The following is a 22,935-nucleotide window of genomic DNA, read 5'->3' as shown; positions in this document are numbered from 1 at the left end:
TGAGGTATCGACGTTCTGCTGGTGACAAAATTTCACCGCAACGTGACTTCCCGTTGACTGCCGCTTCTGGCAGATGTTCTGGCAACGATGAATAGATGCCGGCCATGCCGGCGGGACCCAGACGATGTCTTCTCGAAAACCACTGCTGCTGGCTGCGGCCGGGCTGGCGGTTTCGATGTTTGCTGGCGCGGCCCTGGCGGCCGATTCGGCGCGTCCACTCGGCGTCATCGAACTGTTTACCAGCCAGGGCAACAAATCCTGCCCGCCGGCCGACCGCTATCTTGCTGAAATCGCTGCGAAAGGCGACGTGATCGCGCTCGCCTATCATGTCGACTACTGGGATTATCTCGGCTGGCAGGATTCCTTTGCGCGCAAGGAGAACACCGAGCGCCAATATGGCTATATGCGCGCCTTCAACGGCCGCTCCGTCTACACGCCGCAGGCCGTCATCAACGGCCGTGCCGACGTCAACGGGGCCAGCCGCGAGGCGATCAGCGGCACGCTCAACCGCCTCAGCAAGGCGGGCAGGGGCATGCAGGTCGACATCAAGGTTTCCAGCACCCCGGACGGCGTCGCCATCGAGGCGGGCGACGCTCCGAGCGATGCAGGCGGGGTTCCCGGCAAGGCGCATGTCGTCATCGTCTATTTCAATCCACCGCAGGTGGTGAATGTCGGCAAGGGCGAGAATGACGGCCGCCGGATGATCTATTGGAATGCGGTGTCCGACGTGCAGACAGCCGGCATGTGGTATGGCAAGTCGCAACGCTATGACCTGCCGGCCAGCGAAATCAGCAAGGCTGCCGGTTCCGCGGTGCTTTTGCAGGCGGTCAGCCGCGACGGCCTGCTCGGCCCGATCATCGGCGCGGCTTTTATCCGCCGGCCGTCGCTTTGATCTCTTAAATCATCCCGGATGAGCCGCCGGCGGGTTGCCGGGGTTGTCGACCGTGCGAGGACAACAAAAAACCGACGTCAGGCTGTGTCCGACGCCGGTGGCTCTTTTCAAAAATTGTCGCTCTTGTTTCGCCTGCAGGCAGAGGTTGGTTCGATCCGACGCTGACCCGTGGGCGGGGGGCTTGGGGTTTACGAGCCGGTGCCGGACCGAACCGTCTCAGGCAACGATCGCAGGTTCGTCGGATATTGGGGCGACAACGCGGATAAAAGACGGCGAGAATGTGGCGGTGAATCACCATTTCCAACACGTCGTTTGCAAACGTGAGTGGACGCGTCCTCGATCAACAGCGTGGGTAGGGATTCGCCTGCACCCTTGCAATTGACGGCCGAAAGCGCGACCCTGTTGCCAGCAAACGATTCCGCCTGAGGATAAAGGCATGATGGAACGCGGTGGCGGGACGGAGGATGGGGACGCATCCGCAATACTGATCCCGCTGCATGAGGCACGACGCGAGCGTCTCGACCTGCCGGTTGCCTTCGAGCGGCGTGAGCTCGATCTTATTCTTCGACTCTATGGGCGAATGGTCGCCGCCAACGAATGGCGCGACTATGCCATCGACCATCTCACCGACCGGGCGGTGTTTTCCGTCTATCGCCGGGCCTCGGAAGTGCCGCTGTTCCAGATCGTCAAGGACCCGAAACTGGCGCGCCGGCAGGGCGCTTTCGCGGTCATCGCCGCCGGCGGGCGTATCCTCAAGCGCGGCCATGAACTGGCCCGCGTTCTCGGCATCTTCGACACCGGGCTGAAGCTGGTAAAGGCTTGAGAAGCCTCGATTTTGAGCGGTCGGGACCGCTGCTTTAGCCTTGCCCGAACTTGCGCTCCGGCCAGGAGGCCGGGTCCGGCGGGATTGAAGCGCCGCCATTCAGTTCCAGCTGCATGAACACGGTGTCCAGCCAGCGGCCGTGCTTGTAGCCCGAGCCGACGAGGCGTCCCGAATGGGTGAAGCCGAGCCTCTCGTGCAGCTTCACCGAAGCGCTGTCGGGACTGCCGTCGCCGATCACCGCGACGATCTGGCGGAAACCCAGCGCCCGCGTCGCTTCGATCAGCTGTTCCATCAACTGCCGCCCGACGCCCTGGCCTTTGGCTTCGGGAGCGACATAGACCGAATCCTCGACGATGAAACGGTAGGCCGGCCGCGCGCGGAAGGCGCCTGCATAGGCATAACCGAGCACGATTCCATCCGAATCAGTGGCGACCAGATAGGGAAAGCCACTGGCCTTCAATGCCGCATACCGGTCTCCCATCTCGTCCCGACCGGGTGGCGAAAGCTCATAGGAGGCCGTGCCGTTGGCGACGGCGTCCGCATAAATCTCTGTGATTCGGTCGAGATCGGCGGGTTCCGCATCGCGTATTGTCAAACTGCTCATTTTTTATGCACCAATCATTGCTGCCTCAGATGAGAGCAAAAACAGGCGCAAAAGAAAAGGGGCGGCCGTTGGGCCGCCCCCTCGATTTCGCTGGTCCAGGGTGTCGCCTTAGCGGCGGTCGCCCATGAACTGCAGCAGGAACATGAACATGTTGATGAAGTCGAGATACAGCGTCAGCGCGCCCATGATCGCCTTGCGACCAGCGACGAGCGTATCGTCGTTCTCGTAATACATCTCCTTGATCTTCTGGGTGTCGTAGGCGGTGAGGCCGGCGAACACCAGCACGCCGATCGCCGAGATGGCGAAGGACAGCGCCGACGACTGCAGGAAGATGTTGATGACCATGGCGATCAGGATGCCGAACACGCCCATGATCAGGAACGAGCCCATCGCGGTCAGGTCACGCTTGGTGGTGTAGCCGTACAGCGACAGCGCGCCGAAGGCGGCTGCGGTGGCGAAGAAGGTCTGCGAGATCGACGCCGACGTGTAGACGAGGAAGATCGACGACAGCGACAGGCCAACCAGGCCGGCATAGACCCAGAAGGTGGTCTGCGCGGCCGAGACGCTCATCGACTGGACGCGGAACGACAGGAAGAACACGGCGGCGAGCGGGGCAAGCATGACCACCCAGCGCAGCGGCGAGGCGAAGATCGCGTAACCGAACGAGGTCAGCATATCGCCATTCGGCAGCGTGGCGACGGCTGCGGCCGGATTGTTGGTGGTGGCCAGCATGACGGTGCCGACCGCGGCAATGCCGGTGATCAGCAGGCCAAGGCCCATCAAATTATAGACCTTGAGCATGTAAGCGCGCAGGCCTTCATCAATGCCGGCGTCGGCACGGGTTCCAGCCGGCACGCTACGCGTTTGATAGTTGCGGAAGTCAGACATGGGATTCCTCTGTTGCTCTGCCCCGTCGGGTGTCAGGCTCCCGAAACGGAGCCCAGGCGCCGCTGGCGGGGCTCCAGCATGCCTGCCCGAAATATGAGGGTTCTTGAAGGCAAGAACAAGACCGTGACGGCCTGCAACGCTTCGTGAAGGGGCCAAGAGGCGAAAAATGCGCCGTTTCTGGCGATTTCTTACCGTGAATTAACCGAAAATCGTCCGAAACAGCGTGATTTTTGCATGGCTCATAACGTACGCAGTACAGGTGCGGCTTTGTGGCCCAGCACCCGCCAGGTGCCCAGGAGCCCGATGCCGACGGTGACGACGAGTGAAAGCAGAATGGTGCCGATGGCCACTTCGGGCTGAAACTGCCACGGCAATGTCATGACCCGCGACACCACGAACCAGGCAGCAATACCGCCCGCGAACAAGGCAAAGACAGCGGTGGCGAGGCCGATCAGCATGTATTCGAGCGAGAAGGCGGCAATCAGGGTGCGGCGCGTGGCGCCCAGCGTCTTCAACACGACCGCGTCGTGGATGCGTGCCCGGTTGCCGGCGGCCAGTGCGCCGGCCAGCACGAGCACGGACGAGACGAGTGCCACACCGGCGGCGGCACGGATAGCGGTGCCGATCTGGCCGACCAGCCGATTGACGATCTCGAGCGCATCCTTGACCCGCACGCTCGTCACCGCCGGGTAAGCGCGGGTTACCGCGTTGAGCACCCGGGCGTCGTCGGCCGTGGTCGCGGTCTTTTCCGTCAGCGTCGCCAGCCAGGAATGTGGCGCGCCGGCGAAGGTGTTGGGCGTAAACACCATGACGAAATTAATGCCCATGGTCTCCCACTGCACCTGGCGGAAATTGGCGATCCTGGCGGTGATGTTGCGGCCCAGCACATTGACGGTGACGGTATCGCCGATCTTCAGGTCGAGCGCATGCGCTTCCTCGGCCGAGAAGGACACCAGCGGTTCGCCCTGATAGTCGGCCGGCCACCAGTTTCCGGCCGACAGCGTGGCGTTTTCGGGCATGGTCGTTGCATAGGTGATGCCGCGGTCGCCGCGCAGCACCCAGGCGCCTTCAGGCCGTACGGCGATCTTGTCGACGGCGACGCCGTTCAGCGCCATCACGCGGCCGCGCAGCATCGGCACCCTGGCCAGCGTTCCCTGCGGCGCTTCCCTGGCGACCAGAGCGGAGAAGGCGTCGACATCGGCCGCCTGGATATCGACGAAGAAGAAATTCGGCGCGCGCTCGGGCAGGCTGCCGCCGATCTGCCGCCTGAGATTTCCATCGATCAGCGCGAGCGTGACCAGTAGCGTCAGGCCAAGTCCCAGCGACAACACGACGGATGGCGTCAGGGCGCCGGGACGGTGAATGTTGCCGACCGCCAGCCGCAGCGCGGTGGAGCGGACGCGCGGGCTTCTCCTGGCGACAAGCTGGACGAGCGCGCTCACCAGCCTCAGCACGAGAAATGAAAATATGGTCGCGCCGACGAAGATGGCGGCGATGCGACGATCGTGGGCCAGCAGCACCGCCAGACCGGCAAGCACCGCGGCAATGAGCAGTGCAGCCGCGACATAAGGCAAGCGCGGCAAGCCGCGGCTTTCAAACCCCATCTCGCGAAACAGCGCGGTGGCTGGAATGTCGCGGGCGCGACCGAGCGGCAGCAATGCGAAGACGAGCGTCACCATGACGCCAAACAGCGCGGCAAGGGTCAGCGCGCCGGGATAAAACCCGCCTTCGGCCGGTACGGGAATGAGCGATTGCAGCGCGGCGCTCGCCGCGAACGGCATGGCCGCGCCGAGCAGCAGGCCGAGCAGAATGCCCAGCCCGGAAATCATCAGGATCTGCACGAGATAGACCGTGAAGACGAAGCCGCCCGAGGCTCCGAGGCTCTTGAAGGTGGCGATCACCGAACGCTTGCCGTCGAGATAGGCGCGCACGGCGTTGGCGACGCCGACGCCGCCGACCACCAGCGCGGTGAGCCCGACCAGCGTCAGGAACTGCGAGAAACGTTCGATGTTGGACGACAAAGCCGGTGCGGCGTTGGTTCGATTGCGGATCGACCAGCCCGCCTCGGGGAACTTGTCGGTCGCCTGCTGGCGGATGGCCTCGATGTCGGCCTCGCTGGCCCGAGCGGGCAAACGGATTTTGTAGGCGTTCTCGACCAGACTGCCCGGCTGCACGAGGCCGGAGGCTGCCAGTCCTTCCTTGGAAATCAGCAGGCGCGGCGCGAAACCGAAGCCATCGGACACCGCATCCGGCTCGCTGGTCAGCATCGCCCGCAGTTCGAACGTGGCGTTGCCGAGCTTCAGGCGGTCGCCGGGCTTCAGATGCAGCCGTTCGAACAGGATGTCCGGCGCGACAGCGCCGAATGCGCCCGAATTCTCCGAAAATAGAGCCTCGCGCGGCAGCGCCGGTTCGGTCTGGAGCGTGCCATAGAGCGGATAGGTCTGGTCGACAGCCTTGGCCTCGACAAGAGCCTGGTCGGAGCCGTCCATCAGGCGCGCCATGGAGCGCATGCCGGAGCTTTCCGAAACAGTGCCAAGCCCGTCCAGGAAGCTGCGCTCGGCCGCGGTCGCGTCGCGCTGGTTGAGCTGGAAACGGATATCGCCGCCAAGCAGCGTCTGGCCCTGGGTGGCGACGCCGTCTGAAATCGATCGCGCCACTGAATTGACACCGCCGATCGCCGCGACGCCGAGGGCGATGCAGGCGATGAAAATCAGGAAGCCGGACAGGCCGCCGCGCATTTCGCGCAAGGAAAAACGAACCGCCAGGGCAAGCGTTCGTGCCAGAGGATTGGGAACCGAGGCGCCGTTCATCCGCGCGGTCTCAAGCCGGGATCCTGGCGAGGATCGCGCCTGCCTCGATCCGGCCCGAGCGCATCGCGATCTGGCGCGTGCAGCGGGCCGCGAGCGCGGGATCGTGCGTGACCAGCACCAGCGTCATGGCGCGTTCCACAGCCTTGGCGAAAAGCAGGTCGGCAACCTGTTTTCCCGTCGCCTGATCGAGATTGCCGGTCGGCTCATCGGCGATGAGGATGCGCGGCGACGGCGCCAGCGCACGGGCGATCGCCACGCGCTGCTGTTCGCCGCCCGAAAGCTCGCCGGGATAGTGAGTAACGCGATCCGCAAGACCGACCGCCGCCAGTTCGCGCGCGGCAACGCCAAATGGATCGGCGGCGCCGGCAAGTTCCAGCGGCACGGCGACATTTTCCAGCGCCGTCATGTTGGGAATGAGGTGGAAGGACTGGAAGACGATGCCAATGTTCCGGCCCCGAAACGAAGCAATCTGATCCTCGCTTTTGCCGTTCAGCAATTCGCCGGCTATGCGCACGCTGCCGGCGTCGACCCGCTCCAGACCGGCCAGCACCATCAGCAAAGTGGACTTGCCCGAGCCGGACGGTCCGACTATGCCGGTGGCTTCTCCCGCCGCGACATCGAGGCTGATCCCCTTCAGCACATGCACCGACGAGGCGCCCTCGCCAAGGGTCAGTGAAACGTCCTTCAGCTGGATGACGGCTTCAGTCAAAGCGAAACTGTCCTATATGGAGAAAACGGGGCGGGACTGTCCCGGTGATATGGGGCTTGCCGCATGGCTTTCAAACATCTCGCCGTCTTTGTCGCATTTTTCATGGCGCTTATGCCGATTTCAGCCGCCCGGGCCGAACAAGTCCAGATCGTCGGCTTCGGCGACAGCCTGACCGCGGGCTTCGGCCTGGCGCCCGGCGAAGGGTTCACCGACAGGCTCCAGGCCGCCTTGCGCGCCAAGGGATATGATGTCGCCGTCGCCAATGCCGGCGTTTCCGGCGACACGTCGAGCGGCGGACTGGCGCGGCTCGACTGGTCGGTGCCGGACGGGACCAGGCTGGTCATTCTTGAACTCGGCGCCAACGACATGCTGCGCGGCATCGACCCGCAGCTGGTCGAGGACAATCTGGACAAGATGCTGACGCGACTGAAGGAGCGCAAAATCCCGGTGCTGCTCGCCGGCATGGTTGCTGCTCCCAATCTCGGCCACGCCTATGGCGAGGCGTTCGGTACGCTCTATCCGAGGCTCGCCCAGAAATACGAAGTGCCGCTCTATCCGTTCTTTCTCGACGGCGTTGCCGGCAACCCTGCCTTGCAGCTTCCCGACGGCATGCACCCCAATGCCAAAGGCATCGATGTCATCGTCGAGCGTATCCTGCCGACGGTCGAAAAGGCCATTCAGGCCACGGCCGGAAAATCCTGAGCCGGCTGCGCGGATCGACGGAAATGGGCGCGGCGCCCAAAATAAACCTCTTGCTCCCGCCGCTTTTCAGTGATTCGCTGTAGGTGAGAGATCGATTCGAGGACAGGAGGCTTACCATGCCGCGTCTTTTCACCGCCCTCGAAATTCCGCGTGATGCTGCTCTCTCACTCTCCCTGCTCAGGGGCGGCCTGCCCGGCGCCCGCTGGATCGATGTCGAGAATTACCATCTGACGTTGCGCTTCATCGGCGATGTCGAAGGCCATGTCGCCGACGAGGTCGCCAATGCGCTGGACCGTGTCCACCGCCCCTCGTTTTCGCTGACGCTGTCGGGTGTCGGCGCTTTCGGACAGAAGAAGCCGCATGCGGTATGGGCCGGCGTCGCGCCCTCGCCCGACCTCAATGCGCTGCAGGCGGAGATCGAACGCATCTGCCAGCGTCTCGGCGTGCCGACCGATCCGCGCAAGTTCACGCCGCATGTCACGCTCGCGCGGCTGCGCAATTCCAGCCCGCTGGAGGTCGCCCACTATCTCTCGGCGCGCGGTAACTTCGCCGCCATGCCCTTCCGTGTCGGCCGTTTCGTGCTGATGTCGTCGCGCGATTCGGTCGGCGGCGGCCCCTATGTCGTGGAAGAGGCCTGGCCGCTGCTGGATGCGGACGCCCGTCCCTCCAACCGGGTCGCGATGGTTTCCGACGCCTCGCGAATCATGCGGTAGACCGAGGCGAAGCCTTCGGACCCGCCATAATAGGGATCCGGCACCTCGCTGCCGCGGTTGCCGGCGAATTCCAGGAAAAGGTGGATGCGGTCCTGTGCGGACGATGGAGCCGCGGCCTTCAGGTCGGCGACATTCGACCGGTCCATGCCGAAGATCAGATCGAAGCGGTCGAAATCGTCAGGCGTCACCTTGCGCGCCTTCTGGCCGGAAATGTCGATGCCATGATGCGCGGCAATGTCGACCGAGCGCGGGTCCGGCGCCGAGCCGGCATGCCAGCCGCCTGTTCCCGCCGAATCGAGCCGGAAGGCCTGGTCCATGCCGCGCGTCGCCAGGACGTGCCCGAAGACGCCTTCGGCCAGCGGAGAACGGCAGATGTTGCCGAGGCAAACAAACAGGATCGATTTTGGGGGTTCCACGCGCATCGGCTGCCACGCTATCTTGCCAACAATCCCAATCGCGATAGCACGGAAGCAGGACATGACGAGAGAAAAATTGAGCCGGGAGGCCGTTGCCGCGTTGCTGGCCGGACTGGACGGCTGGGCTCTTGCCGCTGACGGCAAGTCGATTTCCCGCACCTTCGATTTCAAGAACTTTTCGGAAGCCTTCGCCTTCATGATGCGGACGGCGCTGGCCGCCGAGAAAATGGACCATCACCCCGACTGGTCGAATGTCTACAAGACCGTGAACGTCACGCTGAACACGCATGACGCCGACGGGCTGACCGCGCTCGACTTCGAACTGGCCAAGAAGATGGACCGCATCGCCGGCAACTGATTGGGCGGTCGTACCGCTTGGCGGGGCGGCATCTTGCAGGCGGGTTCGGTACTTCCCACATCTCGGCCGAGGCCAAGTCGGTGCCTCGTTGTTTCGGGGGCTCCAGGATGGTGCGCGACGGCAGCTACGAATTCTTCGGCCCGGGCGATGGCCCAGCCCAGGAAAGGAGCGTTCGCGCGAAATTCTGGCGCACGGCCAAGAAGGCGGCACGACAGATCCCGTTCATGGAGGACGTGGTCGCTGCCTATTATTGCGCGCTCGACAAGGAAACGCCGGTCAAGGTCAAGGCGATCCTGTTTGGCGCACTGGCCTATTTCGTGCTGCCGATCGACGCCATTCCCGATTTTGTCGCCGGTATCGGCTTCACCGACGACATCGCCGTTTTGACGGCGGCGATCACGGCCGTGAGCTCCCACATCACGCCGGCGCATCGCCAGGCCGCGCGCGACGCCATCGCTGAGCACGACTGACGACACCGTCGCGCCTGGCGCCCGACATGACGGGCGCCATTTCCTCCAGTCAAATTCTTGCCGTTTTCGTGCTCTCCATGTCTGCCATGGGGTGCGGGCCCCTGTCGCAAGGCGGCTAGGGCCCGGAATAGGCAACGGTTTCTGAAGGCGGCGTTCTTTTCCTCGGAAAGTTCACCCTTTGGTAACCCAGATTAAATCAAACTAAAGCGAAACGGCGGGCGGGGTCCTGCCTGGCACCCGCATAGTTTGGAATACAGGAAAGAAAATGCGCGGATTGATTGCTATTGCCACCGGTCTGGCCCTGTTTGCCACGGCGGTGCCGGCGCTCGCCCAGCAGGCGACCAAGATTGGCCAGCACAATGCCTGGGGCACCTACAGCTACAAGGCTGCGAGCGGCAAGGTCTGCTACGTCCTGACCGTGCCGACCGACAAGCAGCCGCCGACGCTCGACCACGGCGACATGTTCTTCTTCGTCAGCCAGCGTCCGGGTCAGCAGGTTTCCTACGAGCCGCAGTTCATCGCCGGCTATGCGTTCCAGCAGAATTCGAAGGCTGTCGTCACCATCGACAACAAGTCGTTCTCGATGTTCACCAAGGGCAAGTCGGCCTGGGTGGAGAACGCTGCCGAGGAACCGGTGCTGATCGCAGCCATGAAGACCGGCAAGGACATGAAGGTCACCGCCAAATCCGGTCGCGGCAATCCGACGTCCTACGTCTTTTCGCTGAAGGGCATTTCGGCGGCGCTGCAGTCGATCGCCACCTGCAAGTAGGCGCGGCTTTCCAGACATGCCGACGACAGGCCGGGCCACGCGCCCGGCTTTTGTTTTTCGACAAAAACGGGAACGATCGGCCTGACAGGTCGTTTTCGACGGGCTGTCGCCATGCTGGATGCGACACCATCGTGACGCCATGTCGCAGCTGTGATATGTGCGGCCTGAACCCTATCTAGCCGAAATCGTAACAGTCCACGCCAGATCGCTATGACCCTTTCGCTCGACATCACCGATGGCAACACGCGTGCCGCTCTCGCCGCCCGCGCCGGCACGACCCAGAAGGCGTCGCTGATCGGCCTTGGCCGCGCCGAAATGGCCGAGGCGCTGGTCGCCGCCGGCATCGTGCCGGAAAAGCAGGCCAAGATGCGCGTGCAGCAGCTCTGGCATTGGCTTTATGTGCGCGGCGTTTCCGAATTCTCGCAGATGTTCAACATCTCGAAGGATCTGCGCACCGCTCTCGACCAGCATTTCGCCATCACGCGGCCCGAGATCGTCGAGGAGCAGATTTCTTCCGACGGCACCCGCAAATGGCTGTTCCGTTTCCCACCGCGCGGCGCCGGCCGTCCGGTGGAAATCGAGACGGTCTATATCCCCGAGGAAGGGCGCGGCACGCTGTGCATTTCCAGTCAGGTTGGCTGCACGCTGACCTGCTCGTTCTGCCATACCGGCACGCAGAAGCTGGTGCGCAACCTGACGGCGGAAGAAATCCTGACGCAGCTGATGACCGCTCGTGACCGGCTGGGCGACTTCCCCGACCGCGACACGCCGGCCGGCGCCATCGTGCCGGCCGAGGGCCGCAAGGTCTCGAACATCGTCATGATGGGCATGGGCGAGCCGCTCTACAATTTCGAGGCGGTGAAGCAGGCGCTGCTCATTGCATCCGATGGCGATGGGCTGGCTTTGTCCAAGCGCCGCATCACGCTGTCCACCTCCGGCGTCGTGCCCGAAATCTTCCGCACCGGCGAGGAGATTGGCGTGATGCTGGCCATTTCGCTACATGCCTCCAACGACGATTTGCGCGATCTCCTGGTGCCGATCAATAAGAAGTACCCGCTGAAAGAGCTGATCGACGCCTGCCGCAAATATCCGGGTCTTTCCAATGCGCGCCGCATCACCTTCGAATATGTGATGCTGAAGGACGTCAACGACAGTCCGGAAGATGCCAAGGCGCTGGTGCAGCTGCTCAAGGGCATCCCGGCCAAGATCAACCTGATCCCGTTCAATCCCTGGCCCGGCACCAACTACCAGTGCTCGGACTGGGAGACGATCGAGAAGTTCGCCGACTTCATCAACAATGCCGGCTATGCCTCGCCGATCCGCACGCCGCGCGGGCGCGATATCCTGGCCGCTTGCGGCCAGCTGAAGTCGGAATCGGAGCGGATGAAGAAATCCGAGCGCCTGGCGCTTGAGGCGATGATGATCGCAGGGCACGGCGAGTGAGCCGCTTCGCGGCCTATTTCGTCCGTTGCCTCGTCATCCTGTTCGGCTATGCGATTGCCGCGCTGGCGGCGAGTGCCTTCATCAATGTGCTGTTTCTCGGCTCGGCCGGCTTCACGGCTGAGGAAACCCGTTTGATGGCGAACGGCCCATTGGTGGTGACCATACCGCTGCTTTCCTTGTTCATAGGCTATTTCGCCTTTGCGCCGTCGGCGCTGCTCATCCTGTTGTCGGAAGTGCTCGCCCGCCGTGACTGGCTGTTTTATGCGCTGGGCGGCGGCGTGGTTGCCGCGGCCATTATCGGCTTTTCGCGCCAGTCCGGCGATCCGGATTTCATGATCACCGGTACGCGCGTCATTCTGGCGCTGATTGGCGCCGGAATGGTCGGCGGCATTGTCTACTGGTTTTGCGCGGGACGGTGGGCGGCAAGCTGGTGGCGGGACGACAATCCGCCTACTTCGCCTGGGCCGTCAGGATCTTGAGCGCGAAGGCCGAAAATACCCCGGCAAACAGATAGTCCACCACGCGCGTGACGCGCGGGCTGGCCTTCATCGCCGCCGAGAATTTCTCCGCCGCGAACACCATCGGCGCGGTCACCGGAATGGACAGCACCACGAACATCGCGCCGAGGAAGAACAGCTTGCCCGGCGCGTTGGGATCGTGCGCTGAGACGAATTGCGGCAGGAAGGTCATGAAGAACAGGATGATCTTCGGGTTGAGCAGGTTGACGCCAAGTCCCGCCGCCCAGGCGCGGGCAAGTGAAATCTGCGGCCCAGCCTTCTTTTCCGGCGAAAAGGCCGAGCCCCTGGTGACCGCCTGCCAGGCGAGAAAGACCAGATAGCCGGCGCCGAAGATCTTCAAAACGAAGAAGGCCATCGGCGAGGCGACGATCAGCGCCGAAACGCCGACCACAACCAGCGATGTGTGGATCAATGTGCCCGACAATGCGCCGGCCATCGAGGCGAAGCCGGCGGCGCGGCCCTGGCTCAGCGTACGGCTGACGAACAGGGTCATGTCCGGTCCGGGCGTAATCGCCAGGATGAAGGTGGCGATGGCGAATTGGATCAGCGTGGTGTTGTCCGGAACAAAGGACATGGAAAGGCTCCCAGCAGCAGGCAAGCCGAGCCATAGCCGATAAGCTTGTACCGCTCCAGAGACAGTTGCCTGGGGCTATCGACCCAGGCGTTTCAAAGGCGGGCGCACGGAGACGGTGGTTTCCATAGCGTCCTCGACGATTTCCGGGCCAAAGTTGGCTTCGATGATCTTGCCGAGCGGCTGAGGCCGGCCAAGCAGAAAACCTTGCGCTTCGTTGCAGCCTTCCTGTTGCAGGATGGAAAGCTGGATTTTTGTCTCGACGCCTTCGGCGAGCACCGGGATCTCGAGGCTGCGCCCGAGAGCCAGCACGGCGCGCACGATGGCCTTCGCCTGCGGGCTTTGTTCGATGTCGCCCATGAAGGAGCGGTCGAGCTTGATCTTGTCGAACGGGAAGGAACGCAGCGTGTCGAGCGAGGAATAGCCGGTGCCGAAATCGTCGATGGCAATCGTAACCCCCAGTGCCCTGATCTGGCGCAGCGCATGCAGGGTTCGCGCCTTGTCGGCGATGATGGCGGATTCCGTCAGTTCCAGCTCAAGCCGGCGCGCCGGCAGGCCGGTCTCCAGCAGGATTTCGTGGATCAGCTTCGGCAGGTTGCTGTGCGACAGCTGCTTGGGCGACAGGTTGACGGCGACCTTGTGTCCGTTGTGCCAGCCCGCTGCCTGCCGGCATGCGGTGCGCAAGACCCACTCGCCGATGGCCTGGATCGAGCCGTTTTCCTCGGCGATCGGGATGAATTCCGACGGAGGGATCATGCCACGCTCGGGATGGCGCCAACGCAGAAGCGCTTCGTAGCCGGTCACTTCGCCGGTCAGCACGGAAGCCTGCAACTGGTAGTGGAGCGCCAGATCGCCGCGGTCGATGGCATGGCGCAGATCGTTGGCGAGCGCGCGCCGGTCGCGGGCCGCCTCGTCCATGGCCGATTCGTAGAAGCAGACCGCCTGCTGCACGTCCGCCTTGGCGCGGTACATGGCAAGGTCGGCATTGCTCACCAGTCGTTCGCTGTCTTCGCCATCGAGCGGGTAGACGGCGACGCCGATGCTGGCGCCGGTAACGATCTCGAAATCGTCGAAACGCAGCGGCTGAAACAGCGCCTTTTCCAGTCGCGCCACGAAGTCGAGCAGGTCGCTTTGCTCGGTGAAACGCTTGATGGCCGCGAATTCGTCGCCACCGAGGCGCGCCGTGAATTCGCCGTCCTTCAACAGGCGCGCCAGGCGGCGCGCCACCGTCTTCAGCGCATGGTCGCCGGCTGCGTGGCCACGCAGATCGTTGATTTCCTTGAAGCGGTCGAGATCGATGCCGATCACCGCGACCTTGGTGTCGTCGGTTTCGGCGGCCCGCTCGATTTCGTTGACCAGATAGTCGGTGAAGCTGGTGCGGTTGGGCAGGCCGGTCAGCGCATCGTTGAGAGCGAGCTGCTGCAAGCGCTCGTAATTCTCGAAGCGCATGCGCTCGTCGATGAGGTAGCTGACGGCGCCGGTGCCGGCGATCAGCAAGCCGACGATCGCCACGGAAACGGCCATCGCTTCGAGGACGCTGGGATTGGTGCCACCGGTGACGAAGGACATCGGTGTCACCGAAACCGCGGCCATGCCGGTGAAGTGCAGGCCGACGATCGCCAGAACCAGAACGCCGGTTCCAATGAAGAGTGCATTGCGGCTTTGTCCGCGCACCCACTGTGCCAGCGCCACTGCGCCGAAGGCGATTGCGATCAGAACGGAAGCGGTGACATAGGCGCTGTCCCACTCGACGATACCGGCAACGTGATAGGCGGCCATGCCGGTATAGTGCATCGCAGAGATCGCCAGGCCGACGATGGCGCCGCCGACAGGCGCCATGTAGCGGCCACCACTGGTTGCGCAGGCGAAGCCGAGCCCGGTGCCGATGATGGCGATGATCAGCGAGGCCATAGTCAGAAGCGGTTCGAAGAAGATCGGCGCGCCGGGATCATAGGCCAGCATGGCGACAAAATGCGTGCACCAGATCGACGAGCCGGCGGCAACCGCCGTCAAAACCAGCCAACCCTTGGCCTGGATGCCATCGGTTTTCCTGGTGCGCTGGAAAAGGCCGGAGGTGACCCAACAGCCGGTGACGCACAGGAAAGCGGCGAGCAGGACGAGCCACAGATTATGTTCCGTGGCGATGCAGGAGATGACGCGCATCTGGATCAGAGGACCTTGGATGGGAGGCGATCAGGAAAGCCCGGGTCAATTACCGGTTGAATCGTGAAGGCAGACTTAACCCGGTGGAGTTTGCGGCGCCGCGCGACTGAATCGGCCTCGCACTTGCGCAAGTACAGTCAATGAAACCTTTCGACCGGGTGGCGGGTGCCTGGGCTGAACGTCGCCAACGCCATGCATTTTGGCGTGCCTGGCCGCTTCCCCCCGGATCGGAACCGCACTAATAGTGCTGCCGCAAAAATGCGGTTCTGGCCAAGCGCAAGAAGGTTACCCTCCAAGATGACCAAGTGGAAAGACGTCAAGAAGGTTGTGCTCGCCTATTCCGGCGGCCTCGACACATCGATCATCCTGAAGTGGCTGCAGACCGAGCTCAATGCAGAGGTCGTCACCTTCACCGCCGACCTCGGCCAGGGCGAGGAGCTGGAACCGGCGCGCAAGAAGGCCGAGATGCTCGGCATCAAGGAGATCTTCATCGAGGACGTGCGCGAGGAGTTCGTCCGCGACTTCGTCTTCCCGATGTTCCGCGCCAACGCCGTCTATGAAGGCGTCTACCTGCTCGGCACCTCGATCGCCCGTCCGCTGATCTCCAAGCATCTCGTCGAGATCGCCAAGAAGACCGGCGCCGACGCGATTGCCCACGGCGCCACCGGCAAGGGCAACGACCAGGTCCGCTTCGAACTGTCGGCCTATGCGCTGAATCCCGACATCAAGATCATCGCACCGTGGCGCGACTGGTCGTTCAAGAGCCGCACCGATCTGCTCGACTTCGCCGAGAAGCACCAGATCCCGGTCGCCAAGGACAAGAAGGGCGAGGCGCCGTTCTCGGTCGACGCCAACCTTCTGCACTCGTCCTCCGAGGGCAAGGTGCTGGAAGATCCGGCGGTCGAGGCGCCCGAATACGTGCACATGCGCACCATTTCGCCCGAGGCCGCGCCCGACAAGGCTACCGTCATCAAGATCGGCTTCGAAAAGGGCGATGCCGTCTCGATCAATGGCGAGCGCCTGTCGCCGGCGACCCTGCTTGCCAAGCTCAACGACTACGGCCGCGACAACGGCATCGGCCGTCTCGACCTGGTCGAGAACCGCTTCGTCGGCATGAAGAGCCGCGGCGTCTACGAGACCCCCGGTGGCACGATCCTGCTTCAGGCGCACCGCGCCATCGAGTCGATCACGCTCGACCGGGGTGCCGCGCACCTCAAGGACGAGCTGATGCCGCGCTATGCCGAGCTGATCTATTACGGCTTCTGGTTCTCGCCCGAGCGCCAGATGCTGCAGGCGGCAATCGACCTCAGCCAGAAGGACGTCGAGGGCGAAGTGACGCTCAAGCTCTACAAAGGCAACGTCATGGTCATCGGCCGCGAGAGCGCGAAGTCGCTCTATTCGGACAAGCTGGTCACCTTCGAGGACGACCAGGGCGCTTACGACCAGAAGGACGCCGCCGGCTTCATCAAGCTCAACGCGCTGCGCCTGCGTACATTGGCGGCCAGAAACCGCCGCTGAACGTGCGCGGCACCGCTCTGTGCCTGACCGGTCTGGCTCTGCTTGCCGCGGAGCCAGCCGTCGCACAGGAATTCGACCCCGGCAGCCTCGATCTTCCGGCCCTGATTGAATGCCGGGCCGATGTGCCGGCCTATAATGGTTTCGCTTTCTGGCTGACCGGAGAAGCAGGTGCCGCCGAAAAGCTCGGCTGGCGCAAGGTCGACAGCAACAATCCCTTCCTGGCGCAATACGAACTGGAAAAACCGGTCGCGGTCTTTGGCGCGCAGGCGAAAAGCATCGTCTTTACGTCCAGCGGGCCGATGGCCGTGCTGGACGGCGTGGTGGCTGCGGACGTTGCAAAGAAGCTCGGCATTCAGCCGCTGATTTCCAGCCCGCAGAAATTCCTTGGCGAGAAAGTGGTATCGGACAAAACCGAGAGCGCCGAAGGCGTCACCTTCGCCACGCGTATCAGCCTCAATGTCTCAACCGTCGAGACGCATCCCGGCAAGGTGCTGGCGGGATGCTCCTACAAGATCGAAGTCCAGTAGGAACTGCTTTCGCGCACCGGATTGTCCGTGAGGGGTAAACTCAACAACTCGTTTGGGTATGTAGTGCAATACACGGGCGCTTCGGCTTCTGGATCGCCGGATTCTTCGCATTGACAAACGCAATGGGGACATTCCTTTTGACCCGGCGTTTCTACGCTTTTCCAGATTGGACTATTATTCAGACGAGGGGGACTATCCATTGCGAAAGAAGTTTCGCCCATTGTTGGCGGCAATCGCTGTTCTGTCAGCCTGCCAGATTTCTCTTGCGGGCGACAAACCGGACATCAAGGCCGGCATGGACCAGTGTATGAAGAGTTATGCTGTCTTTCCGCTGTCCGCGAAGGAAGAATTCAGAACCTTCATGGGCGTGTCGAAGGAGCGCGCGCCCGCGGTTTTCTGCCAACGCCTGGTCAAAGCCATGGCGAGCGGACGTATCACCTATTCCGACATCAACCGCCTTCAGGAAAACCGGCATAGCGAGGTCTGGAAGGTCATAAAGGGGCGCTAAGGTCGGCACCGCCCCGAAAATGTAGAGGTTCAAGCAAGGGCCTGCTTGGAAACAAGGCCCTCGCTTGAATCGCGTGGCTACTTAGTTGGCGATCCGCCTTGCGAATTCCGCCAGGCCTTTCTGGTAGACGGACGCGCGGTTCCAGTCGTTCCAGACACGGAAATTCACCTCGCCGGGGCCATAGCCGCCGCCGGCGACCCAGCCATGGCCTTTCAGGAAGTTGGCGGTCGAGGCCAGCACGTCAGCGCGCGAATGGATCAGGTCGCGGCGGCCGTCGCCATCGAAGTCGACGGCGTATTGCAGATATTTGGATGGCAGGAACTGCGTCTGGCCGAGTTCGCCGAAACCGGCGCCCTTCATCTGGCTGGCGGCGATATAGCCCTTCTGGGCAATTTCCAGCGCCGAATCGAGTTCGTTGGTGAAGAAGGCCGAGCGGCGGCAGTCATAGGCCAGCGTCGCCAGCGGGCCGAACACGCTCTTGTTGCCCGAATTGGCGCCAAAGCCGGTTTCCATGCCCCAGATGGCGAGCACGACTTCCGGCTGGACGCCGTAACGGTCTTCGATGCGCTTGAGCAGGCCCGCCTGCGACTTCATGTAGCCCTTGGCCTTGGAGACGTAGGAAGCGGGCGCCCGGCGCGCCAGGAATTGTTCGACCGAACCGGAGAACGCTTTGTGCTGGCTGCGGTCGATGCGGATGACGCCGGTGTCGTATTTTATGCCGGCCAGCGGGCCGGTATCGATGCCGCGGCGCGCCGCGTCGGACTTGTAGGCTTCGACCCAGGCCGCGAAGCCGCTGCCATCCTTGCCGCATTTGCCGGCAGCCTGGGCTCCGGTCGCCGCTGCTACAACAGCCAGAACCGTGGCCGCAAAAACCTTCCCCTTGGCAAGCAATGCCATTCTCGTCTCCTGGTTGCCTGAATCACCTCGTCTGCGCGAATTTACAGCGAAAAACCGGCTTGTCACCGCTATTCGCGCAACTCCGCCATATCCGGCTAAGAGGCTAGAACCCGCCGTCGATCAAGCGTTTTTTGACCCTCCGGCATATTTCGCCGGCGGTTGTGTTCATTGGGAAACGGATTTCAGGGCGCGCGCGAACCTTCGAAACCTAATCCTAAGCTCCTGCGCCTAGCTTTCGGACACACCAAAAGGAGGCCTTATGGCCATCGATCCCGCTGCCTTCGAAGCCTACCGCTCGGGCCCGAACGGAAAGACGACGCTGCCGCGGCTCGTGCTCGGCACGGTCATCATCCTTTTGTTCTGGGGGCTTTCGACCTTCGTCGCGATCTATCTCGGCATGCACCTGCTCGAAATGCCGCCGCTTTCCGTGCTGCCCGAGGGGGAGGACCCGGCGGCGTTCTTGGCATCGCCCGCCGGAATACTCATTTCGCTTGGCACGTTCTCCGGCATCTGGGCCGGCGCGTGGCTGGTTATGCGATGGGTCCATGGCGAACCGCTCTCCGCTCTCTTCGGCACCAGCCGCCGCATTTCGCGGTCTGGTTTCTTGAAAGGGCTCGCCGCCGTCGTCGTGACCTCCCTCCTGTCCGAGATCCTGCTCTATCTGATCAACCCCGGTATCTGGCGTGGGTCGATCGCGTTGGTTTCCTGGCTGCTGGCGCTGGTGCCCATTGCGCTGTTGGCATTCATCCAGACATCCTCGGAAGAACTGCTGTTTCGCGCCTACCTGCCGCGCGGACTGGCCAAGAGGTTCCGCAGCCCGTTGATTTGGGCGCTGCTGCCGACGCTCGTTTTCACCGCCCTGCACTGGGGTGCCGGCGCGACGCCGGCGATGAATGCCGCCGGCCTCATTTCGATCGGTGCCTTCGCCGCTGTTCTGATGATGCTGGTTTATGTGACGGGCAATCTCGGTGCCGCCTTTGGCGCGCATCTCGGCAACAATCTGTTCGGCTTCCTGCTGATTTCGCACCAGAAGAGCCTGGGCGGGTTTGCCCTGTTGGAGGCAAGATCGCTGGAGGATGCGAGCTGGGCCGGGCTCGATGCCGTGCTGATCGCCGGCATCGGCATCGTCTCTAGCCTGCTCACCGCGGTGCTGCTGCTCCATCCACGTTCGCCGCTCAGGGTTGGGCCCGACCACGGCATCGGAAAATAGGTTCTGGCCTAGACGTGCACTTCGCCGAAGCCGCTTTCGCCGGTGTCGTCCTGCGTTCGCAGGCAGGCGTAAAGCAGCCAGAGGAAGAACGCGGTCACCGCCGCAAGCACGAACAGGCCCGGGATCGGGCCGAGATTGGCGTTGGTCACCACGTCCTGGAACGATTGGGAAATGCCGAGGCTGTTTCCCTCATGCTGCAGTTTCGGCGTCGAAATCTTCAGCACCCATGCCGCGAGCAGGATCAGGAACATCCAGATGTAGTTGCGGCGCAGGCGTCGCGACAACGCATCGCCGGTCGAGATGAAGAAGCGCGGCTCGCGCAGGTTCTGGCCGAGAATCTGCTGCCAGTTCGCGGAAGCATCGGGCACCGGCGAGAAGGCCTGGGCGAAATAGTGGCGTTCGAACTGCCGCACCCGGTACCGATAGACGTCGAAGAAGCGATAGCGACGCGCTTCGATCATCAAAAGAAGATAGACCAGAAGCATGGCGAACAGCAGCACGCCGTGATGGGCCGTGGCGGTCGACAGCGAGACCGACAACAGCGCGGCAACGACGGTGATCGCCCAATTGGTGGTGTGATCGATGCGCTCGCGCCATCCCGCCATGCGGGCGATCTCGGCGCGATAATAGTGGACGGCGGCGGTGACCGCTTCCGAGCGGGTTTCCGGCAACGACGGTACCGGTATCGGGGTTGTATCGTGGGTCATGGCGGTCTCCTCCTCGCTCCTCAGGGTAGAAAGATAGAGCGCCGTAGCCGCCGAACATCCCCGTTTGCCTTGACTCCCGGCGGTTTTTGCTGTCAAAGGCCCACAACTTCCGCGACGACCATCTTCGCGAAAGCCGACCGGGACGTGGCGAGCGCCGCAAGATGCGCTCCAGACCGATCCCGGAGGCCAACACCCGGCAGCGCAGCGCGCCCCCGGGTGCTTTTTGGTTTTGGGCCATCGCGCTCCGGCTTTGCTTGGATGATCGGGGCGGGCGCATTACTTCTCGGGTCTGACCACTCGGGATCGAAGGAAGTAGCATGTTCGAATCGCTGCAAGAGCGACTTGGCTCAATTCTGAACGGCCTCACCGGCCGCGGCGCGCTGTCGGAGGCCGACGTCTCGGCAGCGCTGCGCGAAGTGCGCCGTGCGCTGCTCGAAGCCGACGTCGCGCTTGAAGTGGTGCGCTCGTTCACCGACAAGGTGCGCGAAAAGGCCGTTGGCGCGGCGGTGCTGAAGTCGATCAAGCCCGGCCAGATGGTCGTCAAGATCGTCCATGACGAGCTGGTCGAGATGCTGGGCGCCGAGGGCGTTGCCGTCGACCTCAATGCGCCGGCGCCGGTCGTCATCATGATGGTCGGCCTGCAGGGTTCGGGCAAGACGACCACTTCGGCCAAGATCGCCAAGCGGCTGACCGAGCGCCAGGGCAAAAAAGTGCTCATGGCTTCGCTCGACACGCGCCGCCCGGCCGCGCAGGAACAGCTGCGCCAGCTCGGCGAGCAGACCAAGGTGGCGACGCTGCCGATCATCGCTGGCCAGACGCCGGTCGACATCGCCAAACGCGCCGTGCAGGCGGCCAAGCTTGGCGGCCATGACATCGTCATCCTCGACACCGCCGGCCGCACGCATATCGACGAGCCGCTGATGGTCGAAATGGCCGACATCAAGAAGGCGTCGACCCCTCACGAAATCCTGCTCGTCGCCGACTCGCTGACCGGCCAGGACGCCGTCAATCTCGCCAAGAATTTCGACGATCGCGTCGGCATCACCGGTTTGGTGCTGACCCGTATGGACGGCGACGGCCGTGGCGGTGCGGCACTCTCCATGCGCGCCGTCACCGGCAAGCCGATCAAGCTCATCGGCACCGGCGAAAAGATGGACGGGCTGGAGGAATTCCATCCCAAGCGCATCGCCGACCGCATCCTCGGCATGGGCGACATCGTTTCGCTGGTCGAAAAGGCCGCCGAGAACATCGACGCGGAAAAAGCCGCGGCGATGGCCAAGAAGATGCAGTCGGGCAAGTTCGACCTGAACGATCTCGCCGACCAGCTTGGCCAGATGCAGAAGATGGGCGGCATGGGCGGCATCATGGGCATGATGCCCGGCATGGGCAAGATGAAGGACCAGATGGCCGCGGCCGGCATGGACGACAAGATGTTCGGCCGCCAGCTCGCCATCATCTCGTCGATGACCAAGGCCGAGCGCGCCAATCCCGACGTTCTGAAACACTCGCGCAAGAAGCGCATCGCCGCCGGCTCCGGTACCGATGCCGCCGAAATCAACAAGCTGCTCAAGATGCATCGCGGCATGGCCGACATGATGAAGGCGATGGGCGGCAAGGGCAAAGGCGGTGGCATGATGCGCGGCCTGATGGGCGGCCTTGCCAACAAGATGGGCCTTGGCGGCATGATGCCCGGCATGGGCGGTATGCCGGACCTGTCCAAGATGGATCCCAAGCAGCTCGAAGCGCTGAAGAAGCAGGCGGAGGCGGCCGGCCTCGGCGGCGGGCTGCCCAAGGGCCTTCCCGGTGGTTTGCCGGGCCTCGGCGGCGGCGGATTGCCCGGCCTGCCGGGCGGGCTGAAGCTGCCGGGTCTGGGCGGTCCGGGCGGATTGCCCGGTTCGGCCAAGAAGAAGTGAGGCAGGGATGAGCGACGACGTGACCATGGACGACGCCCGGACCCAGCTCGCCGGCTACCGCGCCTCGATCGATAATATCGATGCGGCGTTGGTCCATATGCTGGCCGAACGTTTCCGCTGCACCAAGGCGGTCGGCGTGCTGAAGGCCACGCACGGCCTGCCGCCGGCAGACCCCAAGCGCGAGACCGAGCAGATCGAGCGGCTGCGTCGCCTCGCCAAGGAAGCGCATCTCGACCCCGATTTCGCAGAAAAATTCCTGAACTTCGTCATCCGCGAAGTGATCCGCCATCACGAGCAGATCGCAGCGGAAAACGGCGCAAGCAAAACCGGCTGAACCCGGCCGTAACCCGACCAACGAGAAACAGAGCTTTAGGAGAAATAAAATGTCACTGAAAATCAGACTGGCCCGTGCGGGCTCGAAGAAGCGTCCTTACTACCACATCGTCGTTGCCGATGCGCGCTCGCCGCGTGACGGCCGCTTCATCGAAGCGATCGGCGCCTGGAACCCGCTGCTGCCGAAGGACGGCGAGCGCGTCAAGGTCGACGCCGACCGCGCCAAGCATTGGCTGAGCAACGGCGCGCAGCCGACCGACCGCGTGCTGCGCTTCTTCGACGAGGCTGGCATCGCCAAGCGCGAAGCTCGCTCGAACCCGAACAAGGCGGAGCCGGGCAAGAAGGCGCAGGAACGCGCCGCTCTTCTGCAGAAGGCCCAGGAAGCGGCTGCTGCTGCCGCGGCCAGCGCCGCTGCTCCGGCCGAGACGAGCGCCGAGTAAATTTCGCCAATCTGGCGCAGGCAAACGGCGGGT

25 protein-coding genes are annotated in these 22,935 nt (G+C 63.2%); 16 read left to right on the top strand and 9 right to left on the bottom strand.

The features are described from left to right. Nucleotides 1-124 precede the first annotated feature (124 nt). Together QFZ88_RS13070 and QFZ88_RS13065 are read left to right on the top strand one after the other, a co-directional pair. A complete protein-coding gene (locus QFZ88_RS13070; protein WP_024923160.1) occupies nucleotides 125-892 on the top strand; it encodes a DUF1223 domain-containing protein in 768 nt (255 codons plus the stop codon). Between the two features lie 436 nt (nucleotides 893-1,328). Next, entirely contained in the window at nucleotides 1,329-1,715 is a 387-nt protein-coding gene (locus QFZ88_RS13065; RefSeq protein ID WP_024923159.1) for a DUF2794 domain-containing protein, read from the top strand. Between the two features lie 34 nt (nucleotides 1,716-1,749). On the opposite strand, the gene QFZ88_RS13060 is transcribed toward QFZ88_RS13065, so the two are convergent. The 4 genes from QFZ88_RS13060 to QFZ88_RS13045 all read right to left on the bottom strand — a co-directional run bounded on the left by QFZ88_RS13060 (nucleotide 1,750) and on the right by QFZ88_RS13045 (nucleotide 6,726). Next, a complete protein-coding gene (locus QFZ88_RS13060) occupies nucleotides 1,750-2,319 on the bottom strand; it encodes a GNAT family N-acetyltransferase (RefSeq protein ID WP_024923158.1) in 570 nt (189 codons plus the stop codon). Nucleotides 2,320-2,427: 108 nt separating this feature from the next. Beyond that, nucleotides 2,428-3,207: a Bax inhibitor-1/YccA family protein gene (locus QFZ88_RS13055; RefSeq protein ID WP_024923157.1), complete on the bottom strand. Its 780-nt coding sequence runs from the start codon at nucleotides 3,205-3,207 to the stop codon at nucleotides 2,428-2,430. A 239-nt stretch (nucleotides 3,208-3,446) separates the two neighbouring features. Then, nucleotides 3,447-6,017: an ABC transporter permease gene (locus QFZ88_RS13050; protein WP_036254987.1), complete on the bottom strand. Its 2,571-nt coding sequence runs from the start codon at nucleotides 6,015-6,017 to the stop codon at nucleotides 3,447-3,449. Nucleotides 6,018-6,027: 10 nt separating this feature from the next. Continuing rightward, on the bottom strand, nucleotides 6,028-6,726 hold the full coding sequence (locus tag QFZ88_RS13045) for an ABC transporter ATP-binding protein (RefSeq protein ID WP_065998129.1): 699 nt from the start codon (nucleotides 6,724-6,726) through the stop codon (nucleotides 6,028-6,030). Nucleotides 6,727-6,789: 63 nt separating this feature from the next. Between QFZ88_RS13045 and QFZ88_RS13040 the strand changes: the two genes are divergently transcribed. Together QFZ88_RS13040 and thpR are read left to right on the top strand one after the other, a co-directional pair. Then, on the top strand, nucleotides 6,790-7,428 hold the full coding sequence (locus QFZ88_RS13040) for an arylesterase (RefSeq protein ID WP_024923154.1): 639 nt from the start codon (nucleotides 6,790-6,792) through the stop codon (nucleotides 7,426-7,428). Between the two features lie 116 nt (nucleotides 7,429-7,544). Then, the gene (gene thpR / locus QFZ88_RS13035; RefSeq protein WP_024923153.1) at nucleotides 7,545-8,141 is read left to right on the top strand and encodes an RNA 2',3'-cyclic phosphodiesterase; all 597 of its coding nucleotides are present in this window, start codon (nucleotides 7,545-7,547) and stop codon (nucleotides 8,139-8,141) included. Here the strand turns inward: thpR and QFZ88_RS13030 are convergent. Next, nucleotides 8,045-8,563 carry a low molecular weight protein-tyrosine-phosphatase gene (locus QFZ88_RS13030; protein WP_024923152.1) on the bottom strand — a complete coding sequence of 173 codons (519 nt, stop codon included), beginning with the start codon at nucleotides 8,561-8,563 and terminating at the stop codon, nucleotides 8,045-8,047. The two genes, thpR and QFZ88_RS13030, sit on opposite strands and share 97 nt — an antisense overlap. Nucleotides 8,564-8,618: 55 nt before the next feature. Between QFZ88_RS13030 and QFZ88_RS13025 the strand changes: the two genes are divergently transcribed. The 5 genes from QFZ88_RS13025 (at nucleotide 8,619) to QFZ88_RS13005 (ending at nucleotide 12,076) form a co-directional block, all read left to right on the top strand. Then, nucleotides 8,619-8,915, top strand: coding sequence for a 4a-hydroxytetrahydrobiopterin dehydratase (locus QFZ88_RS13025; RefSeq protein ID WP_024923151.1), 297 nt, complete (start codon nucleotides 8,619-8,621; stop codon nucleotides 8,913-8,915). 107 nt (nucleotides 8,916-9,022) lie between these two features. Next, nucleotides 9,023-9,385, top strand: coding sequence for a YkvA family protein (locus tag QFZ88_RS13020; protein WP_024923150.1), 363 nt, complete (start codon nucleotides 9,023-9,025; stop codon nucleotides 9,383-9,385). A 265-nt stretch (nucleotides 9,386-9,650) separates the two neighbouring features. Continuing rightward, nucleotides 9,651-10,154: an invasion associated locus B family protein gene (locus QFZ88_RS13015; RefSeq protein WP_024923149.1), complete on the top strand. Its 504-nt coding sequence runs from the start codon at nucleotides 9,651-9,653 to the stop codon at nucleotides 10,152-10,154. 210 nt (nucleotides 10,155-10,364) lie between these two features. Then, nucleotides 10,365-11,597, top strand: coding sequence for a 23S rRNA (adenine(2503)-C(2))-methyltransferase RlmN (gene rlmN / locus QFZ88_RS13010; protein ID WP_024923148.1), 1,233 nt, complete (start codon nucleotides 10,365-10,367; stop codon nucleotides 11,595-11,597). Continuing rightward, a complete protein-coding gene (locus QFZ88_RS13005) occupies nucleotides 11,594-12,076 on the top strand; it encodes a hypothetical protein (RefSeq protein WP_024923147.1) in 483 nt (160 codons plus the stop codon). The genes rlmN and QFZ88_RS13005 overlap by 4 nt, the downstream gene beginning before the upstream one ends. Here QFZ88_RS13005 and QFZ88_RS13000 read toward each other — a convergent pair. Together QFZ88_RS13000 and QFZ88_RS12995 are read right to left on the bottom strand one after the other, a co-directional pair. Further along, on the bottom strand, nucleotides 12,048-12,689 hold the full coding sequence (locus QFZ88_RS13000) for a LysE family translocator (protein ID WP_024923146.1): 642 nt from the start codon (nucleotides 12,687-12,689) through the stop codon (nucleotides 12,048-12,050). The genes QFZ88_RS13005 and QFZ88_RS13000 overlap by 29 nt on opposite strands. A gap of 75 nt (nucleotides 12,690-12,764) precedes the next feature. Beyond that, complete coding sequence (locus QFZ88_RS12995; RefSeq protein WP_024923145.1) at nucleotides 12,765-14,849, bottom strand: putative bifunctional diguanylate cyclase/phosphodiesterase; 2,085 nt, start codon at nucleotides 14,847-14,849, stop codon at nucleotides 12,765-12,767. A 297-nt stretch (nucleotides 14,850-15,146) separates the two neighbouring features. Between QFZ88_RS12995 and QFZ88_RS12990 the strand changes: the two genes are divergently transcribed. The 3 genes from QFZ88_RS12990 to QFZ88_RS12980 all read left to right on the top strand — a co-directional run bounded on the left by QFZ88_RS12990 (nucleotide 15,147) and on the right by QFZ88_RS12980 (nucleotide 17,402). Beyond that, nucleotides 15,147-16,367, top strand: coding sequence for an argininosuccinate synthase (locus QFZ88_RS12990; RefSeq protein WP_024923144.1), 1,221 nt, complete (start codon nucleotides 15,147-15,149; stop codon nucleotides 16,365-16,367). A gap of 2 nt (nucleotides 16,368-16,369) precedes the next feature. Further along, nucleotides 16,370-16,894 carry a hypothetical protein gene (locus QFZ88_RS12985; protein ID WP_024923143.1) on the top strand — a complete coding sequence of 175 codons (525 nt, stop codon included), beginning with the start codon at nucleotides 16,370-16,372 and terminating at the stop codon, nucleotides 16,892-16,894. Between the two features lie 199 nt (nucleotides 16,895-17,093). Beyond that, the gene (locus tag QFZ88_RS12980) at nucleotides 17,094-17,402 is read left to right on the top strand and encodes a hypothetical protein (RefSeq protein ID WP_036255028.1); all 309 of its coding nucleotides are present in this window, start codon (nucleotides 17,094-17,096) and stop codon (nucleotides 17,400-17,402) included. 81 nt (nucleotides 17,403-17,483) lie between these two features. On the opposite strand, the gene QFZ88_RS12975 is transcribed toward QFZ88_RS12980, so the two are convergent. Beyond that, nucleotides 17,484-18,299: a lytic murein transglycosylase gene (locus QFZ88_RS12975; protein ID WP_024923141.1), complete on the bottom strand. Its 816-nt coding sequence runs from the start codon at nucleotides 18,297-18,299 to the stop codon at nucleotides 17,484-17,486. A gap of 259 nt (nucleotides 18,300-18,558) precedes the next feature. Here QFZ88_RS12975 and QFZ88_RS12970 point away from each other — a divergent pair, with 259 nt between their 5' ends. Further along, the gene (locus QFZ88_RS12970; RefSeq protein ID WP_024923140.1) at nucleotides 18,559-19,509 is read left to right on the top strand and encodes a CPBP family intramembrane glutamic endopeptidase; all 951 of its coding nucleotides are present in this window, start codon (nucleotides 18,559-18,561) and stop codon (nucleotides 19,507-19,509) included. An 8-nt stretch (nucleotides 19,510-19,517) separates the two neighbouring features. Here the strand turns inward: QFZ88_RS12970 and QFZ88_RS12965 are convergent, their stop codons facing one another. Then, on the bottom strand, nucleotides 19,518-20,216 hold the full coding sequence (locus tag QFZ88_RS12965; protein WP_024923139.1) for a DUF2270 domain-containing protein: 699 nt from the start codon (nucleotides 20,214-20,216) through the stop codon (nucleotides 19,518-19,520). 317 nt (nucleotides 20,217-20,533) lie between these two features. Between QFZ88_RS12965 and ffh the strand changes: the two genes are divergently transcribed. From ffh to rpsP, 3 genes are read left to right on the top strand one after another with little or no spacing between them, the layout of a single operon-like run. Further along, on the top strand, nucleotides 20,534-22,129 hold the full coding sequence (gene ffh, locus QFZ88_RS12960) for a signal recognition particle protein (RefSeq protein WP_024923138.1): 1,596 nt from the start codon (nucleotides 20,534-20,536) through the stop codon (nucleotides 22,127-22,129). A 7-nt stretch (nucleotides 22,130-22,136) separates the two neighbouring features. Beyond that, nucleotides 22,137-22,463 (top strand): chorismate mutase, encoded by a 327-nt coding sequence (locus QFZ88_RS12955; RefSeq protein WP_024923137.1) that lies wholly within the window; start codon nucleotides 22,137-22,139, stop codon nucleotides 22,461-22,463. 49 nt (nucleotides 22,464-22,512) lie between these two features. Further along, nucleotides 22,513-22,902, top strand: a complete 390-nt coding sequence (rpsP, locus tag QFZ88_RS12950; RefSeq protein ID WP_024923136.1) for a 30S ribosomal protein S16 — start codon at nucleotides 22,513-22,515, stop codon at nucleotides 22,900-22,902. Nucleotides 22,903-22,935: the final 33 nt, after the last annotated feature.

It is taken from the genome of Mesorhizobium sp. YL-MeA3-2017 (assembly GCF_030814575.1).
Lineage (GTDB): Bacteria > Pseudomonadota > Alphaproteobacteria > Rhizobiales > Rhizobiaceae > Mesorhizobium > Mesorhizobium terrae.
The sequence above is the reverse complement of the archived record's forward strand: the minus strand, read 5'-3'. Positions and strand labels throughout refer to the sequence as shown.